The 15827-nt window shown below is 63.1% G+C and carries 14 protein-coding genes; 7 read left to right on the top strand and 7 right to left on the bottom strand.

Annotation, left to right across the window (positions count from 1 at the left end; genetic code table 11):
- The first annotated feature begins 103 nt into the window (after window positions 1–103).
- From IB267_RS03380 to IB267_RS03370, 3 genes are all read left to right on the top strand, one after another.
- Entirely contained in the window at window positions 104–739 is a 636-nt protein-coding gene (locus IB267_RS03380; RefSeq protein ID WP_192446397.1) for a transcriptional regulator, read from the top strand.
- A gap of 105 nt (window positions 740–844) precedes the next feature.
- Window positions 845–1975: an aminotransferase class I/II-fold pyridoxal phosphate-dependent enzyme gene (locus IB267_RS03375; RefSeq protein ID WP_192446396.1), complete on the top strand. Its 1131-nt coding sequence runs from the start codon at window positions 845–847 to the stop codon at window positions 1973–1975.
- Between the two features lie 169 nt (window positions 1976–2144).
- Complete coding sequence (locus IB267_RS03370) at window positions 2145–4112, top strand: acyltransferase family protein (RefSeq protein WP_192446395.1); 1968 nt, start codon at window positions 2145–2147, stop codon at window positions 4110–4112.
- 90 nt (window positions 4113–4202) lie between these two features.
- On the opposite strand, the gene bmt is transcribed toward IB267_RS03370, so the two are convergent.
- Both bmt and IB267_RS03360 read right to left on the bottom strand, forming a co-directional pair.
- Entirely contained in the window at window positions 4203–5219 is a 1017-nt protein-coding gene (gene bmt / locus IB267_RS03365; RefSeq protein WP_192446394.1) for a betaine--homocysteine S-methyltransferase, read from the bottom strand.
- 139 nt (window positions 5220–5358) lie between these two features.
- Window positions 5359–6714: an O-antigen ligase gene (locus IB267_RS03360; protein ID WP_192446393.1), complete on the bottom strand. Its 1356-nt coding sequence runs from the start codon at window positions 6712–6714 to the stop codon at window positions 5359–5361.
- A gap of 381 nt (window positions 6715–7095) precedes the next feature.
- On the opposite strand from IB267_RS03360, the gene IB267_RS03355 reads away from it, so the two are divergent.
- Together IB267_RS03355 and IB267_RS03350 are read left to right on the top strand one after the other, a co-directional pair.
- On the top strand, window positions 7096–7947 hold the full coding sequence (locus IB267_RS03355; RefSeq protein WP_371742513.1) for a D-alanyl-D-alanine carboxypeptidase family protein: 852 nt from the start codon (window positions 7096–7098) through the stop codon (window positions 7945–7947).
- A gap of 237 nt (window positions 7948–8184) precedes the next feature.
- Entirely contained in the window at window positions 8185–8415 is a 231-nt protein-coding gene (locus IB267_RS03350) for a hypothetical protein (protein WP_192446391.1), read from the top strand.
- 111 nt (window positions 8416–8526) lie between these two features.
- Here IB267_RS03350 and IB267_RS03345 read toward each other — a convergent pair whose 3' ends face one another.
- The 4 genes from IB267_RS03345 to IB267_RS03330 all read right to left on the bottom strand — a co-directional run bounded on the left by IB267_RS03345 (window position 8527) and on the right by IB267_RS03330 (window position 12694).
- Entirely contained in the window at window positions 8527–9573 is a 1047-nt protein-coding gene (locus IB267_RS03345) for a glycine betaine/L-proline ABC transporter ATP-binding protein (protein WP_192446390.1), read from the bottom strand.
- Window positions 9566–10474 carry a proline/glycine betaine ABC transporter permease gene (locus IB267_RS03340; protein WP_192446389.1) on the bottom strand — a complete coding sequence of 303 codons (909 nt, stop codon included), beginning with the start codon at window positions 10472–10474 and terminating at the stop codon, window positions 9566–9568. The genes IB267_RS03345 and IB267_RS03340 overlap by 8 nt, the downstream gene beginning before the upstream one ends.
- Window positions 10475–10766: 292 nt before the next feature.
- Window positions 10767–11765: an ABC transporter substrate-binding protein gene (locus IB267_RS03335; RefSeq protein ID WP_192446388.1), complete on the bottom strand. Its 999-nt coding sequence runs from the start codon at window positions 11763–11765 to the stop codon at window positions 10767–10769.
- 785 nt (window positions 11766–12550) lie between these two features.
- Window positions 12551–12694, bottom strand: a complete 144-nt coding sequence (locus IB267_RS03330) for a hypothetical protein (RefSeq protein WP_089044242.1) — start codon at window positions 12692–12694, stop codon at window positions 12551–12553.
- Window positions 12695–12944: 250 nt separating this feature from the next.
- Between IB267_RS03330 and IB267_RS03325 the strand changes: the two genes are divergently transcribed.
- Together IB267_RS03325 and IB267_RS03320 are read left to right on the top strand one after the other, a co-directional pair.
- Window positions 12945–14402, top strand: a complete 1458-nt coding sequence (locus tag IB267_RS03325; RefSeq protein WP_192447163.1) for a cobyric acid synthase — start codon at window positions 12945–12947, stop codon at window positions 14400–14402.
- Between the two features lie 157 nt (window positions 14403–14559).
- On the top strand, window positions 14560–15180 hold the full coding sequence (locus IB267_RS03320; RefSeq protein WP_192446387.1) for a trans-aconitate 2-methyltransferase: 621 nt from the start codon (window positions 14560–14562) through the stop codon (window positions 15178–15180).
- Between the two features lie 25 nt (window positions 15181–15205).
- On the opposite strand, the gene IB267_RS33845 is transcribed toward IB267_RS03320, so the two are convergent.
- Window positions 15206–15721 (bottom strand): CGNR zinc finger domain-containing protein, encoded by a 516-nt coding sequence (locus IB267_RS33845; protein WP_192446386.1) that lies wholly within the window; start codon window positions 15719–15721, stop codon window positions 15206–15208.
- Between the last annotated feature and the right edge of the window lie 106 nt (window positions 15722–15827).

Raw genomic sequence — 15827 nt, 5'->3', positions numbered from 1 at the left:
GGATAGGCCAGCGGCCACGGGTGTGCAAGCGGCGGCGAATATGCGAAAAATGAACATATAGTCCAATATTGACAAATAATCCAAGTGTGGGCATATGCGACCCATGACCATTGCACCCGCCTTCGCCTCCATCCTTGCGACGCACGCGCCGACCGCGGCTGCAATCAGCGCGCTTCTTTACCCGCATGGGGAAGTGGTGCTGCACGACCTGAAGACCGGTACGATCGCGGGGATCTGGAACTGCTTTTCCGGCCGGGCGGTCGGCGAAGATTCGCTGATCGAAGAGGAGTTTGCAGCCCTCGGCAGCAGTGACCCGGTGCTCGGTCCCTATGAGAAGACTGGTGTGGATGGCCGCCGCTTCAAGTCGATCTCGGCCGTTTTGCGTGACGGCGCGGGAGAGGCGATCGGTCTGCTCTGCATCAATCTCGACATGTCGATGATCGATCAGGCGGTGAAGCTGCTTTCGGCTTTCGCCGGCGTCGGGCAGCCCAAGCCGCAGGCGCTGTTTTCGCGCGACTGGCGCGAGGAGATCAACGCGACGTTGCATGGCTGGCTGAAGGAGCGGGGGCTGGCGCTTTCGGCGCTCAAGCGGGGCGACCGGGTGGCGCTGGTGGCTGCGCTTGACGAACGCGGGCTGTTCCAGACGCGCAACGCCGTCGATCACCTTGCGAGCCTCATCGGCGCCTCGCGCGCCTCGATCTACAATTATCTCGCTGCCGCCCGCGGCGAGGCGCCCTGATTGCAACACGCACTGTTTCCGCACGGAGAGCGGTTTGCGGCTCTCCGGACTTGCCTGACCCATAACCGTTCGCGTGCGCCTCAGCCGCGCGAGGAGGACCTATCGATGACGACCTTGCCCGATTTCCGGCTCGAAACCCATTTCTCCCGCTGGGAGTTCAGCGCCCGCCACCATATGACCGCGAGCGACAGCCAGACGACCAGCATGCGCGATCTTCTGGCGCTTGCCGACGCGGAGGACCGCGCCGCCTGGGACAACATCACGCTCGGCTACACCGAGACCTATGGCGCGCCGGCGTTGAGAGCAGCGATCGCTGCGACCTATGACGGGCTGATGGCTGCCGATATCCTCTGCTTTGCCGGCGCGGAAGAGGGGCTCTACTGCGCCATGCTGGCGCTGCTCGGGGCCGACGACCATGCGATCGTGACGGTGCCGAACTACCAGTCGATGGAGACCTTGCCGGTGACGATCGCCGGCGCGGTCACCGGCGTGCCGCTCCGCCCGGAAAACAACTGGCGGCTCGATATCGCCGACGTGCGCGCCGCGCTGAAGCCCAACACGAAGCTGATCTGCGTCAACTTCCCCAACAACCCGACCGGCGCGATTGCCGATCAGGAGACCTTCGCGGCGCTCGCAACGCTCTGCGCGGAGCGCGGCATCCATCTCTTCAGCGACGAAGTCTATCGCGGTCTGGAGCGCGACGCCTCGCTGCGCCTGCCGCAGGCGGCGGAACTTTTCGAGCGCGGCATCTCGCTCAACGTCATGTCCAAGGCCTATGGTCTTCCGGGTCTCCGGATCGGCTGGATCGCCTGCCGCGACCATGTGCTTCTCGAACGCATGGAGAAGATGAAGCACTATCTGTCGATCTGCAATTCGCGGCCGTCGGAAGTGCTGGCGACAATCGCGCTCAAGGGGCGTGCCGTTATCCTCGATCGCAATCGGGCGCTCGTTGCCGCCAATCTCGAGAGGCTCGGCGCCTTCTTTGCGGAATTCCCGGATCTCTATGAGTGGCGGGCACCTGACGGGGGCTGCGTCGGCTTTGCCCGCTATCTCGGTGCCGATGGCGTCGAGAGCCATTGCCGGGGGCTGGTGGAGGAGGCTGGCGTGCTGCTCTTGCCGTCGAGCCTCTTTGTATCCGACCTGCTGCCGGTCGCCACCGATCGCTTCCGCGTCGGTTTCGGTCGCAAGGATATCGAGATCGGGCTCGACGCCTGGCGCCGGCATATTCGGCGATAGCCCCAGTGTCGCCATCTTCGGCCTGCCTGTTACCGCAGGTCCCCCGCTCCGGGGCACATGCCCCGGAATTTTAGAACGCGCGCATGTGGATACGGACCGCGCGACAATGGTTCCATTGTCAAGATTGTGTTAACGAGCGGCCCCCGCCACCCGAGTGTTTCCTCTGCTGATGCGATACAGACCCGAAATCGATGGACTGCGCGCGCTTGCCGTCGTCCCGGTCCTGCTGTTCCATGCCGGTTTCGGCCTTGTCCCTGGCGGCTTTGCCGGCGTCGATGTCTTCTTCGTCATTAGCGGCTACCTCATCACCGCGATCATCCACCGCGAGATCAGCGACGGGAACTTCAGCATCGTGCGCTTCTACGAGCGGCGTGCCCGTCGCCTTGCGCCGGCGCTGCTCCTGGTCTGCGCGGTCTCTATTCCCTTCGCGCTGATGTGGATGCTGCCGGAGGAGCTCAACAGCTTCGGCAAGAGCCTCTATTCGGTGAACCTGTTCGCCTCGAACTTCTTCTTCTGGGACCAGACCGGCTATTTCGCGCCGAGCACGGCGCTGCTGCCGCTGCTGCACACCTGGTCGCTGGCGGTCGAGGAGCAGTTCTATCTGGTCTTCCCGCTGCTCCTCTTGCTCCTTCACCGCTACTCCCGGGCAACGCTGCTGAAGGTGGTTTCGGCGCTCGTGCTGCTGAGTTTTGCGGCAACGCAGATCTTTGCGAACCTGGACCCGGCCGCGAATTTCTACCTGCTGCCAAGCCGCTTCTGGGAACTTGGCATCGGCGCGCTGCTTGCGCTCGTCGGCATCGAAAAGCTCGATCTTTCGAAAGGCCGCCGCGAGTTGCTCTCAGGTCTCGGCCTGCTGGCGATCGTCGCGAGTTATTTGTTCGTGGTGGAATCGGCCTTCTATCCCGGCTGGACGACCGTGCCGGTGGTGCTGGGCACGGCGCTGGTTCTGGCCTTCGGCCGCAGCGATACCGTCGTCGGTCGGTTGCTCTCGCTGAAGCCGCTGGTCGCAATAGGGCTCATCAGCTACAGCCTCTATCTCTGGCACCAGCCGGTTTTTGCCTTCGCGCGGCTGAGGGCGATCGAGGAAATCCCGGCTCAAGGTTACGCACTGCTGGTCGCGCTCTGCTTCGCGCTTGCCTATCTCAGCTGGCGTTTCGTCGAGCAGCCCTTCCGCAAGCCGGGCCGCTTCAGCCGCCGCGCGGTCTTCAGCGCGACGTTTGCCGCCGGATCGGTCGCGATTGCCTTCGGCTTCACGCTCGACGGTTCCGACGGCCTCGCCGCCAGGAACCGCGCGCTTGCGCAACTCTCGGAGCCGAGCGTCGGCCTCGGCAAGAAATGCGACGCCGTTGCTGATCTGCGCTGCGCCTCAAGTCCAGAACCCGAGGTCGCCGTCTGGGGCGACTCTTTCGCTCGGCACCTGGTCGACGGCATCATCGCGTCGAAGCCGGACGTGCGGCTGGTGCAGCTTGCCAAGAACAATTGCGGGCCGTTTTTGAACCTGTCGCCGATCATGCCGCGGCTAGGTCGCGACTGGTCCGACGATTGCGCCCGCTACAACGAAGAAGTCCGCCGCTTTCTGCTCGCCAACCGGTCGATCCGCTACGTCGTGCTGTCCTCGCAACTCAGCCAGTACCTGAAGGAAGACAAGGTGCTGGTCGACGGTCGCAACGAAGTGACGACCGAGACAAAGCTTCTCATCGACGGCCTGCGGGCAACGTTTGCCTGGCTGCGTTCGAACGGCTTCGAACCCGTCTTCGTCGCGCCGACGCCGCATGATGGCCGCGATACCGGGCTCTGCGTCGCAAGAGCCCGTCTGCTCGGCCTGTCGGACCAGCAATGCGAGCCGGCACTGAAGATCGTGCGCGAATATGACCGCGATGTCCTGAACGTGGTTGCGGATATAGCCGACGAGTATCCTGTCGTCAGCTTCATGGACTATCTCTGCGACGACGACAGCTGCAAGATCGAGGACAAGGGCGTCGCGCTCTTCGAGGATTTTGGGCACTTCTCCAAGGAAGGCTCCCGCCAGATGGGGCGCGCCTTCGATTTCTACCGCGCCTTCATCGGGGCGGCGAAAGGCAGCCCCGTGGCCGAGCGGGCAACGGACGCCAAGGCCTTCGACAACGCCGCCCTTTAAGGACAGCCGCGACATCGACGCACAAACGAAAACGCCCCGGATCTCTCGATCCCGGGGCGTTTGCTTGTTGGTCTGCCGTGCCTGGCTTGATCAGGCGCGGCGGCTGCGGCGCTCGCGGGCGGGTGCCGCCGCCGTTTCGTTGGCGGTCTTGTTGCGCAACGGGCCGATCTTTTCGATGATCAGGTCGAGCGTCGGGCGCTCGCGGCGCATATGTTCGTCGAGCGCCACGCGCATGGCGGCGAGGTGGCCGCAGGTGGTGCCGCAGCAGCCGCCGATGATCTTGGCGCCGGCATCGGCCGCAAGGCGTACATATTCGGCCATCAGCGGCGGCGTGCCGGAATAGTGGATCTCGGAGCCGCGGAATTCCGGAATGCCGCAATTGCCCTTGACGATCACGGTCGCGCCGGGTGCGGCCTCGGTCATGTCGAGCAGCGAGGAGAGAATGTCGGAAGCACCGACGCCGCAATTGGCGCCAACGGCGACCGGGCCGTCACCGAAGTCGGTCGCAACGCCGTGGATGTCCTTCGGATGCAGGCCCATCATCGTCTTGCCGGCAGTGTCGAACGAGCCGGTATAGACGTAGGGAAGGCCGACCTTGGCGGCGGCCTCAGCGGCCGCACGGATTTCGTCCGGCGAGGACATGGTCTCGATCCAGGCGACTTCGGCGCCGCCGGCCTTCAGGCCTTCGATCTGCTCGACGAAAGCGGAAACCGCATCCTCATAGGAAAGCGCGCCGAGCGGGATCAGCAACTCGCCGGTCGGGCCGACGGAGCCGGCGGTGATAACCTTGCGCGATGCCTTGTCGGCAACGGCACGGGCGATCTCGGCGGCGCGCTTGTTCAGCGCGTGCACGCGGTCGTCGGCCTGGTGCAGTTTCAGGCGATGGCGGGTGCCGCCAAAGGTGTTGGTGAGGATAATGTCGGCGCCGGCGTCGACGAAGTCCTGGTGCAGCTTGGTGATGTTCTCCGGCTTCGTCTCGTTCCAGAGTTCCGGCGCTTCGCCGGCCTCGAGGCCCATGGCAAAGAGCGAGGTGCCGGTGGCACCATCGGCGAGAAGCACGCCTTTTTCGGCAAGCAGAGCGGAGAGGGCATTGGAGGCTGCGGTCATCGGTTTTTCCCGGCTGGAACGTGATCGGTTCGAATAAGTCCGAGCGGGACGCGGGCGGAAAACCGCACACACTTTTCCTCGCCCCGCTCGGAATAGATTGCAACAAGATATAAAGATATCTTTATGTCTTGGCAAGCGTTCAGCGATGGGTTTCCGGTTCGGCGCGCATGCTCATGCGGCCGGCGAGCCCGAGGCCGAAGACGGCGAGCGCCGTCAGCAGCCACATCGGATCGGCGCGGTTCAAGAAGAAGCTTTCGAGCATGGCGTTGTAGGTCATGAAGATCACCACCATGACGCAGAAATCGGCAAAGATGCGGCCCTGCGGCCGGCGATAGGCTCGTGCATAGTCGAAGAGCGGTTTGATAAAGAGCAGCGCGGTCATCAGGATGCCGCCGGGCAGGCCGAACATCAGCACCGCGTCGAGATAGCTGTTGTGGCCGGTGACGATGCCGCGCACGTCCCAGCTCGCCTCGAAATTCGCCTCCATGCCCATGATGACCGGCGAGAGCCAGAAGCTCGCATAGCCCTGGCCGAGCCAGGGGCGCTCGGCGATGCTGGCGCTCGCAAATTTCCAGATGTCGTCGCGACCGGTGAAAGTCGCATCGTCGAGCAGCACCTTGGTGATTGAAAGCAGCGTGTCGGAATAGATGGTGCCGAGCGTCAGGCCGAAGACCAGCACCGACATGGCGAGATGGGCGAGGATCATCAGCCCGGGGCTGCGCACCGCACGACCGGCAAGGACGAGGCCGATCGCGATCGGCAGGAAACCGATCGTCGTCTTCGATCCGGTGTGCAGGACGAAATTGGCGGCCAGCAGGGTGATCGCCCAGCCGCGAAGCGGCGCGCCGGCGCGCAGGCAGTAGATGCCGAACATGCAGAGGATGGAGAAGACCGGCGCCGAGACGTTCTTGTGCAGCAGGTGGCCGCGCCAGAAACCGGCGTGCCAGGGCTCGTCGCCGAAGGCCGAATGGATGGCGCGGTCGGGCGCCACGAAGAGAGCGGCATAGTCGATCAGGATCAGAAGCAGGATCGCATTGGCGCCGGCATTGACGAAATCGCGCTCGCTCTTCGGCAGCACCAGCACGCCCGCCACCATGATCATGGCGACGAGGCTGAGCGTCAGGCCGCGGGCCGAAGCCGCCGGGTCGTAGGACTGCAGGCAGGAGTAATAGGCGATGGCGAAGATCGCGATCCAGGCCGGAGAGACGAGGCGGGCGAGCACCCGCCGATCGACGGTCAGGAGCATGGCAAAGAGATAGACGGCACCAAGCACCAGGTAGCCGACCTGGTTGATGATGTTGCCTTCGTTCGCCGCGTTCGGATCCGTCGTCACCGTGCCCTGAAACGGGATCAGGGTGAAGACGATGAGGAACAGGCCAAGGCCCGAGAGCAGCGCGGCAAGGCCGTTGACGAGTTCCGCCAGCCCGGCATCGAACGCCTCCGGCACGCGCTGGCGCGCGGTGGAGGTATCTGCCGTGGCGGTGTTCGGGTGCATTGCGGCTTAAAAACGAATGACTGGGACGCGGTTCGGCATCGGTGATCATGACCCCGGGCCGTGCTGCCGTTCGGACAGGGCCGGCCTTGGGAGACCCGCACCTTGGCGCAATCAGGTTAAACCTCGGTGAAACGGCGGGCGGGCCGCCCGGCCGGGATAGGTCATCGCGGCGTCGCTGGCCCCGTTATTTGCGCGCCGATTGCCGCAGGTGCTTGCCGCCCGGTCGCCGGGCCCTTAAAAGGCTCGGGTATATCGGCCGTGTGGAAAACGCGGCCTTGCCGTATTTCGCGGTCCGTCTTCCATAATTCGATCACGATTTTCGTCCCGAGGTCGTTCGATAGCGTCGAAACGAGAAAACACGATATGCAGTCCCTTATCCGTATGGTCGCGTCCGCCGCGGTCTCCGTGAGCCTGCTGCTTGGCAGCGCATCCTTTGCCGCCGCCGGGCAGGCCCATTTTGTCGTCAACGCCGACACCGGTTCGATCCTCGAGGCCGACAATGCCGACGAACTGAACTTCCCGGCCTCGCTGACGAAGATGATGACGATCTATCTCGCGTTCGAAGCGCTGCGCAACGGCACCCTGCAATGGGACCAGAAGCTGACGGTTTCCGAGCGCGCAAACAGCCTGGAGCCCTTCAAGCTCGCTGTCGGCGCCGGACGCCAGATTACCGTGCGTGAAGCCGTCATGGGCATGGTCGTGCTTTCGGCCAACGATGCTGCCGTCGTCATCGGCGAGCAATTGGCCGGAACGGAAGCGGCCTTCGGCCAGATGATGACGAGCAAGGCCCGGACGCTCGGCATGACCAGCACGGTGTTCAAGAATGCCAACGGCCTTCCGGATCCGGCGCAGGTGACCACGGCGCGCGACATGGCGACGCTCGGCCTCGCGCTGATGCGCGACTTCCCGCAGGAATTCCAGCTCTTCGCCAACAAGACGATCGAGTTCCGCGGCATGAAGCTGCGCGGCCACAACGGCGTTATGAAGCGCTACGAGGGCGTCGACGGCATCAAGACCGGCTATACCGACGCTTCCGGCTACAATCTCGTAACCTCCGCCAAGCGCGGCGACACCCGCCTCGTCGCCGTCGTCATGGGCGGCAAGACGGCACAATCGCGCGACGACGACATGATCGCGCTGCTCGACAAGTTCCTGCCGCCGAAGGAAGACGCGAGCGCTGCCAGCGTCACCGAGCCGGTGGCGGCAACGACGGCGACGACCACGACGAACTGAAGCGCCTCCGGATCGTCGTTCAAAGCCAGATTGGCGTGAGAGTTTGCCCCTCACCCTAACCCTCACCCCGCAGGCGGGGCGAGGGGACGAGGGCTGCCGCTGACCGTCCGTGGCCGGCGTTGTCGCAACGTTCTTGATGTCGAGCGACGTGTTCGCGAGGTTGTCAATCAGCGTCACCTCTTGTTTCGTCAAGAGAATCGACGAATCTGTGATGCAATCTTGCGTCGGAGTTCGCTCATGATGGACATTATTGTCGGGGTGCTTGGCTATACGACAGCCCGGCTGGTCCTGCCGATCATCACACTCGGGAAAGTGCGCGTGCAACCGATATCCTCGTCCGAAAGAGGATTTAACTGGTTGGGACTTAAACGCGCCCGCGATGGCTCACTGATGTGTCATATGGATTTGGCAGGCATGATCGGCGTGTGTCTATGGCTGTTTACAGCCGTAGTTGTCGCAACTGCCTAGTGCCAATGGCTCATCGATGAGAATGGGGGCGCCACGCGTCCCTTCTCCCCGTCAGAACGGGGAGAAGGTGCCGGCAGGCGGATGAGGGGCCGGTTAGCATAAAGCTGTGGCTCAGGCCGCGGCGCGATCCTCGTGGCTGACCGGCGTGACCATCGCGGCGATGACCGTCGAAAGGTCGAGGGCGCCGATCGGGCGGCCGTTTTCATCGACCACATGGGCAACGCCAACGCGGGCGGCGGTCATGGTGCGGGCTGCCGATTCCAGCACCGTTCCGGTTACAAGCGGTACGCCTTCGGCATTGCCCGAGATCGGCCGCATGATCGTCTCGACATTGATCACCCGGCCGCGGTTCACTTCCTTGACGAAGGCGGTGATGTAGTCGTCGGCCGGCGACAGCACGATTTCCTGGCCAGTACCCTGCTGCACCACGCGCCCGTCGCGCAGGATCGCGATCTTGTCGCCGAGGCGCAGCGCCTCGTCGAGGTCGTGGGTGATGAAGACGACGGTCTTCTTCAGTTCCTTCTGCAGGTCGAGCAGCACCGTCTGCATGTCGACGCGGATCAGCGGATCGAGCGCCGAATAGGCTTCGTCCATCAACAGGATGTCGGCATCGTTGGTGAGCGCGCGGGCGAGACCGACGCGCTGCTGCATGCCGCCCGACAGCTGGTTCGGGTAGTGGTTCTCGAAGCCCTTGAGACCGACGCGCTCGATCCAGCCGCGGGCACGCTTCTCGCTCTCCTTGCGATCCACACCCTGGATTTCGAGACCATAGACCGTGTTGTCGAGCACGGTGCGGTGTGGCAGCAGCGCAAACTTCTGGAACACCATCGCCGTCTTGTGGCGGCGGAATTCGCGCAGGTCGTTGTCGTTCATCTTGCAGACGTCGACGCCGTCATAGAGCACTTCGCCGGCGGTCGGGTCGATCAGCCGGTTGATGTGGCGGATCAGCGTCGACTTGCCGGAGCCCGAGAGACCCATGACCACCATGACACTGCCAGCGGGCATGGAGATGTTGATGTCCTGCAGGCCGAGCACGTGGCCGTGCTGCTCGTTGAGCTCGGCCTTGCCCATGCCTTTCTTGACGGCGTCGACGTAATCGACGCCGCGGGGCCCGAAGATCTTGTAGAGGTTCTTCACCTCGATCGCGTGACTAGCCATGGATAACCTCCGAGTGCTTTTGCAGCCGCTTGCCGAAGGCCTGGCTGGTACGGTCGAAAATGATGGCGATACCGACAAGGGCAAAGCCGTTGAGGAAGCCGACGGTGAAGAACTGGTTGTTGATCGCCTGCAGCACGTTCTTGCCAAGGCCGCCGACGCCGATCATCGATGCGACGACGACCATCGCCAGCGACATCATGATCGTCTGGTTGATGCCGGCCATGATGGTCGGCAACGCCAGCGGCATCTGCACGTTCTTCAGTTTCTGCCAGGTCGAGGAGCCGAAGGCGTCGGCCGCTTCCAGCACTTCCTTGTCGACGAGGCGGATGCCGAGATTGGTGAGCCGGATCATCGGCGGCACCGCATAGATGACGACGGCGATGAGGCCCGGCACCTTGCCGATGCCGAAGATCATGACGACCGGGATGAGGTAGACGAAGCTCGGCATCGTCTGCATGACGTCTAGGATCGGATTGACGAAGGCCTGCACCCGGTCCGAGCGCGCCATCAGGATGCCGATCGGAATGCCGACCACGACAGAGATCAGCGTACAGACGGTGACCATGGCGAGTGTGACCATGGTGTCGTTCCAAAGCCCGACGAGGCCGATGGCGATCATCGACAGCGCCGTGCCGATGGTGACGTTGATGTTGCGGCTGCCGAAATAGACGATCGCGACCATCGCCACCAGGATCACGATCCAGGGGGAGCCGACGAACAGACTTTCGAGATAGTTCAGAAACCACTGAAGCGGCTGGACCAGATTGTCGATCCAACCGTTAGCCCGCACGAACGCCCGGAAGCCGTCGTCGACGGTCTTGCGGGCGAGCCTGATAGCGCTCTCGTCAATGGCAGGGAACTTGCAGAGCAACGCTGGCAAGACACTGCAGATGGAGGCCATTTGTTTCCCCTTCTTGGCCGGAAGTTTTTTAAAGCCGGCCGCGTCTCGGCATCGAACGGGTCGATGACGGCGCACACTTGGGTGACCTCTTTGGGTCCCGGCACTTAAACTGTGGCAGCGAAATGTGGCGTGCGCTTACCTGATAGCGACGCGAAGGCCCGTGGTTCGCCGCCTCTGGGACGATGAACGTTCAAACGAAACCCGCAAGGACGCCCCATCGTTCCTTAGTCCCGGCATCAACGCCGGAACGGGCAGGCGGCCGATTCGACGGTCCGCCTGCCGTCACTTTCGATCAGAGCGCTGCCTTGACCTTTTCGGCCACTTCCGGGCTCACCCACTGGGTCCACATATCAGGGAACTCGGCGAGGAAGTGCTTGGCGCCGTCCTCGTTGGTGCCCTGGTTCTGGTCCATCCAGGCAAGAACCTTGTTGACCGTGCCGTTGTCCCACTTGCGCGCCTTGACGTAATCCATGGCGACGCCGGCCTTTTCGGAGAAGGACTTGGTCACGACCGTGAAGACGTCGGAAACCGGATAGGAGTTGACCTTCGGGTTCGGGCAATCCGGCACGGCGGTGCAGGCGTCCCAATCGGCCTTGTCGTGATCGACGCCGAAGGAGAGGCGGGTCATTTCGTATTTGCCGAGGATGGCGGTCGGTGCCCAATAGTAGCCGAGCCAGCCGGTCTTCTTTTCGAACGCATTGGCGATCGAGCCGTCGAGGCCGGCGGCCGAGCCGGTGTCAACCAGCAGGAAGCCGTCCTTCTCGGCGTTCAGCGCGCGATAGAGATTGGCGGTCGAGACCTGGCAGTTCCAGCCCGACGGGCAATTGTGAACGGCGGCCTTCGACGAGTCCTCGGGCGCCGGGAAGAGTTCCGGATGCTTCAGCGCGTCCTGCACTGTCTTGATATCCGGGTGCGCATCGGCGAGGAATTTGGGGATCCACCAGCCCTCGACGCCGCCTTCGCTGAGGATCTTGGCAGCTTCGATGAGGCGGCCTTCCTTGACCGCGGCGTCGAGCGGCGTGCGCACGGCGTTGACCCAGAGTTCCGGTGCCATATCCGGCTGGGCCTTTTCGTTCATCGAGGCAAAGGTCGGCATGGTATCGCCGGTGACCAGCGTGACGGTGCAGCCGTAGCCGTTTTCCAGGATGAACTTGTCCACCTGGGCGGCAACGCCGGCAGAAGCCCAGTTCATTTCGGCGATGCTGACTTCACCGCATTCCGCGGCCTGCGCGGAACCCGCCATGGCGTAAAGGCCAGCGGCGAGAATGGTGGAAGCGAGGAGTTTCTTCATGTTGCAAGACCTCCCAGTCTTATTTTGCAGCCAAGATCCAAACGGGAATCCACGGCGGACGCGACACATCCTCCGTTACCCGAAACAACGATGCAGCCGGGGGGTCGGCATCAAACAAGCCAAGGTTCACCCTTGCTGCGGACGGTGCGGGAGTTCGTTTTCAGCCCTGGCCGCGGAACCCTGTCGCCAGCCAATCTCCTCTTATACCGCAAGCCAAGCCTAAGGTTTCTCGCTGAGAAATCAACCTCTTCAATCGGTTGACCGGGAGGCGCGGGCGCTCTTGCGTTCTGTCTGCGACATCGCGGGAGCGCGCATTTTGTGCGTGAGGGACCCCGAATTTAAGCAATAGCGACAATTCTTGCCGCAAAAAATGGCGCTGGACGCCACGGGTCTCAAAACCCTGTCGAGATCCTGACGTTTCCTGTCGTGATTGCGTCATGCCAAATAGCGCGCATGTCGCGAAAAATTTACAAAAAAGTCCGGAATTCATCTTTGGTTAAATCCTCAATAACCATCCGGTAACGATGTCCAGCTAATTGTTCTTCTCGCGGCGGGGGACTGCCGCCGGTCCGGATCAGGTTTGTGCGTCCCGGACTTTGAGCGAACCTTCGGTGTGTTTTTCCGAAGTGACCAGGCGTATTTTGGCGGCCGCATCCCTCTTGGCGAGGTTGATGCGGCCTTCGCATTTCAGGACCAATGCCGGACATAAAAAAACCGCCCCGGAGGGGCGGTGGAGGAGGCTCTGGGAGGAGAGCTCGAAGGGGCATTCGCCCCGATCGCTGGCCTTAGCCGACGTTCGACGTGCGGATGACGCCGAGCGGACCGAAGGGCGCGTCGACGACGAGGTTGCGCACGCGCGACTGGCTGGACGGAACCTTGGAGTTCCAGGCGATCTGAACGAAATTGGGCTTGCTGAAAATATACAGCATGGACGTGAACCTTGAGAGGCCGGAGGCCTATCCTCCGGGGCGTGTTGCTATGCCGTTGATATAGGTGTGCGCTGCAAAAAATTGAATGCCAAACTCGCCACGCCATGTCGCATTCTGGCTACCGGGCGCGACATTTTCGACAAGCCTTGCGAAAGCGCGAAACAATGCGTGAAAGGGCTTTGTCAATTGCGGCGAAATCGTGTCGAAACAGACCTTTGCCGCTCATCGTTTCAGTGTTACCGATGGCCGCATGACACGCAGGATCATGTTGCAGGGAACCGGCTCGGATGTCGGAAAATCGGTATTGGTGGCGGGGCTCTGCCGGCTTGCCGCCAACCAGGGCCTGAAGGTCCGTCCGTTCAAGCCGCAGAACATGTCGAACAACGCCGCCGTTTCTGACGACGGCGGCGAGATCGGCCGGGCGCAATGGCTGCAGGCGCTGGCGGCACGCGTGCCTTCGTCCGTGCACATGAACCCGGTTCTGTTGAAGCCGCAATCCGATGTCGGCAGCCAGATCGTCGTCCAGGGCAAGGTGGCCGGCCAGGCCAGGGGTCGGGAGTATCAGGCGCTGAAACCCAAGCTGCTCGGCGCCGTGATGGACAGTTTCGAACAAATATCGGCCGGTGCCGATCTCGTGGTGGTCGAGGGCGCGGGCTCGCCGGCCGAAATCAACTTGCGCGCCGGCGACATCGCCAACATGGGCTTTGCCACGCGCGCCGACGTGCCGGTCGTGCTTGTCGGCGACATCGACCGCGGCGGGGTGATCGCCTCGCTGGTCGGCACGCATGCGATCCTGTCCGAGGAAGACCGGCGCATGGTGACCGGCTATCTCATCAACAAGTTTCGCGGCGACGTCACGTTGTTCGACGACGGCATTGCCGCCGTCAACCGCTTCACCGGCTGGCCCTGCTTTGGCGTCGTGCCCTGGCTGAAGGCGGCGGCACGGTTGCCGGCGGAAGATTCCGTCGTGCTGGAGAAGCTGACGCGCGGCGAGGGGCGGGCCCTGAAGGTGGCCGTGCCTGTGCTGTCGCGCATCGCCAATTTCGACGATCTCGATCCGCTCGCGGCCGAGCCGGAGGTCGATCTCGTCTTCGTGCGGCCGGGCAGTCCCATTCCTTCGGATGCCGGCCTCGTCGTCATTCCCGGGTCGAAGTCGACCATCGGCGATCTCATCGATTTCCGCGCTCAAGGGTGGGACCGCGACCTTCAACGCCACGTGCGGCGCGGCGGTCGGGTCATCGGCATCTGCGGCGGCTACCAGATGCTCGGCCGTAGCGTCACCGATCCGCTCGGCATCGAAGGCGGCGAACGGGCGGTCGAGGGCCTCGGGCTGCTCGATGTCGAAACCGAGATGGCGCCGGAAAAGACCGTGCGCAACAGCCGCGCCTGGTCGCTTGAGCATGATGTGGCGCTCGAGGGATATGAAATCCACCTGGGGAAGACGCAAGGTGCCGACTGTGATCGGCCTTCGGTGCGCATCGACAACCGCGCCGATGGCGCGCTTTCGGCCGATGGTCGGGTGATGGGCACCTACCTGCACGGGCTCTTCACCAGCGACGCCTATCGCGGCGCGCTGCTGAAAAGTTTCGGCATCGAGGGCGGCGCCAGCAACTACCGCCAGTCGGTGGATAGCGCGCTCGACGATGTCGCGAGCGAACTGGAGGCGGTACTTGACCGGCGCTGGCTGGATGGGCTGCTCGGTCGTTAGCCGAGAGAACGGTATCGACTGCGGTCGGCGGGGGCTTGCCGGTGTCAGCAAAGGCCCCGACGAAAACCGCCCAACGTTACCGGGCAATCCGCTGTAAAATGGATGGAGGAAGGTGGGAGCGCCCGTCACGGTCGTGCGTTCCCAGGCAGGGAACACGATGCAGGACGAAACCAGACGAGCCCATTGGGACAAGGCCTATCAGTCGAAAGGCGAGGCGGGCGTCAGTTGGTTTGAGGATACGCCTGCCGTCTCCCTCGATCTCATCCGCCGGCATGCGCCGATGGCTTCGACATCGCTGATCGATATCGGCGCCGGCGCTTCGCGGCTGGTCGATGCGCTCATCGCTGCGGGCATGAGCGATATCACCGTGCTCGATTTGTCGCCGGCCGCCCTGGATGCCGCCAAGGCAAGGCTCGGCACCCGCGCCGATGACGTGCACTGGATCGCGGCCGATGTCACCACGTGGATGCCGGACCGCCGTTATGAGCTCTGGCACGACCGCGCCGCCTTTCACTTTCTCACCGATGCCAGCGACCGGGCTGCCTATATCGAGCGGCTCACCGGTGCCGTCGTGCCCGGCGGACACGCCATCATCGCCACCTTCGCCCCCGATGGTCCCGAGCGTTGCAGCGGCCTGCCGGTGGTGCGCTACGACCCGGCAGCCCTTGCCGAGGTGGTCGGGCCGTCCTTCCGCCTGGTCGAGCATTTCGAGCACCAGCACCGTACGCCGGGGAATACGATCCAGTCCTTCCAGTTCAGCGTGTTTGAGCGGGTATAGATCGCGTGGGTTGATCCTGCGCCGTTCAGCCTTTGCGCAAGCGTGCGCGATACTCGACCATCTTCATACGTGCCATGCACGCGTCGGAGCAGTACAGCTTCGACCCGTTTCGCGTCACGTCGATATAGGCGCGGTCACATCCGTTCGCATGGCACCGTCCGAAGCGCCGGCTGCCGAACCTGTCCATGAGCAGCGCCAGGGAAACCACGAACTCGGCTGCCAGCGTCTCGATGATCGTTTCGCCATCTCCATGGAAATGCAGGTGATGGGGTTGGTCGACGTCGGCCACGAGATAGGGACGAGGGGCGTAGCGCTTCATCAGGTGGTTCAGCGTCGCCGCAGCGGTCTCGTCCGTGGCGGCCTCAAACACCGGGCCGAGGTCCGTTGCGACCGACCGCAATCGCGCGCCGCCATCGACGACGGGCAGAACGCGCTTGCTCATCGATGGGTTGAGTTGTTCGGCAAATGCTCGCTTCAGCGCGTCGGCTGTCAAGCCAGCATAGGCGCGGCCGCCGGATTGACCGTCCAGTGCGAGGTTCACCAAAGTCGCCGCCAAGGCGGCCTGGCGTTGTGAGTTACGTGTAAGTTGCATTTGACAGGTAACGGACCGGTTGCGTACTCGTTACTAACTATTCGGATTACGAAGG

Origin of the sequence: Ensifer sp. ENS09, assembly GCF_014852425.1 — a bacterium.
Lineage (GTDB): Bacteria > Pseudomonadota > Alphaproteobacteria > Rhizobiales > Rhizobiaceae > Ensifer.
Note: the sequence above shows the minus strand (reverse complement) of the source record. Positions and strands in the feature narration are given on the sequence as shown.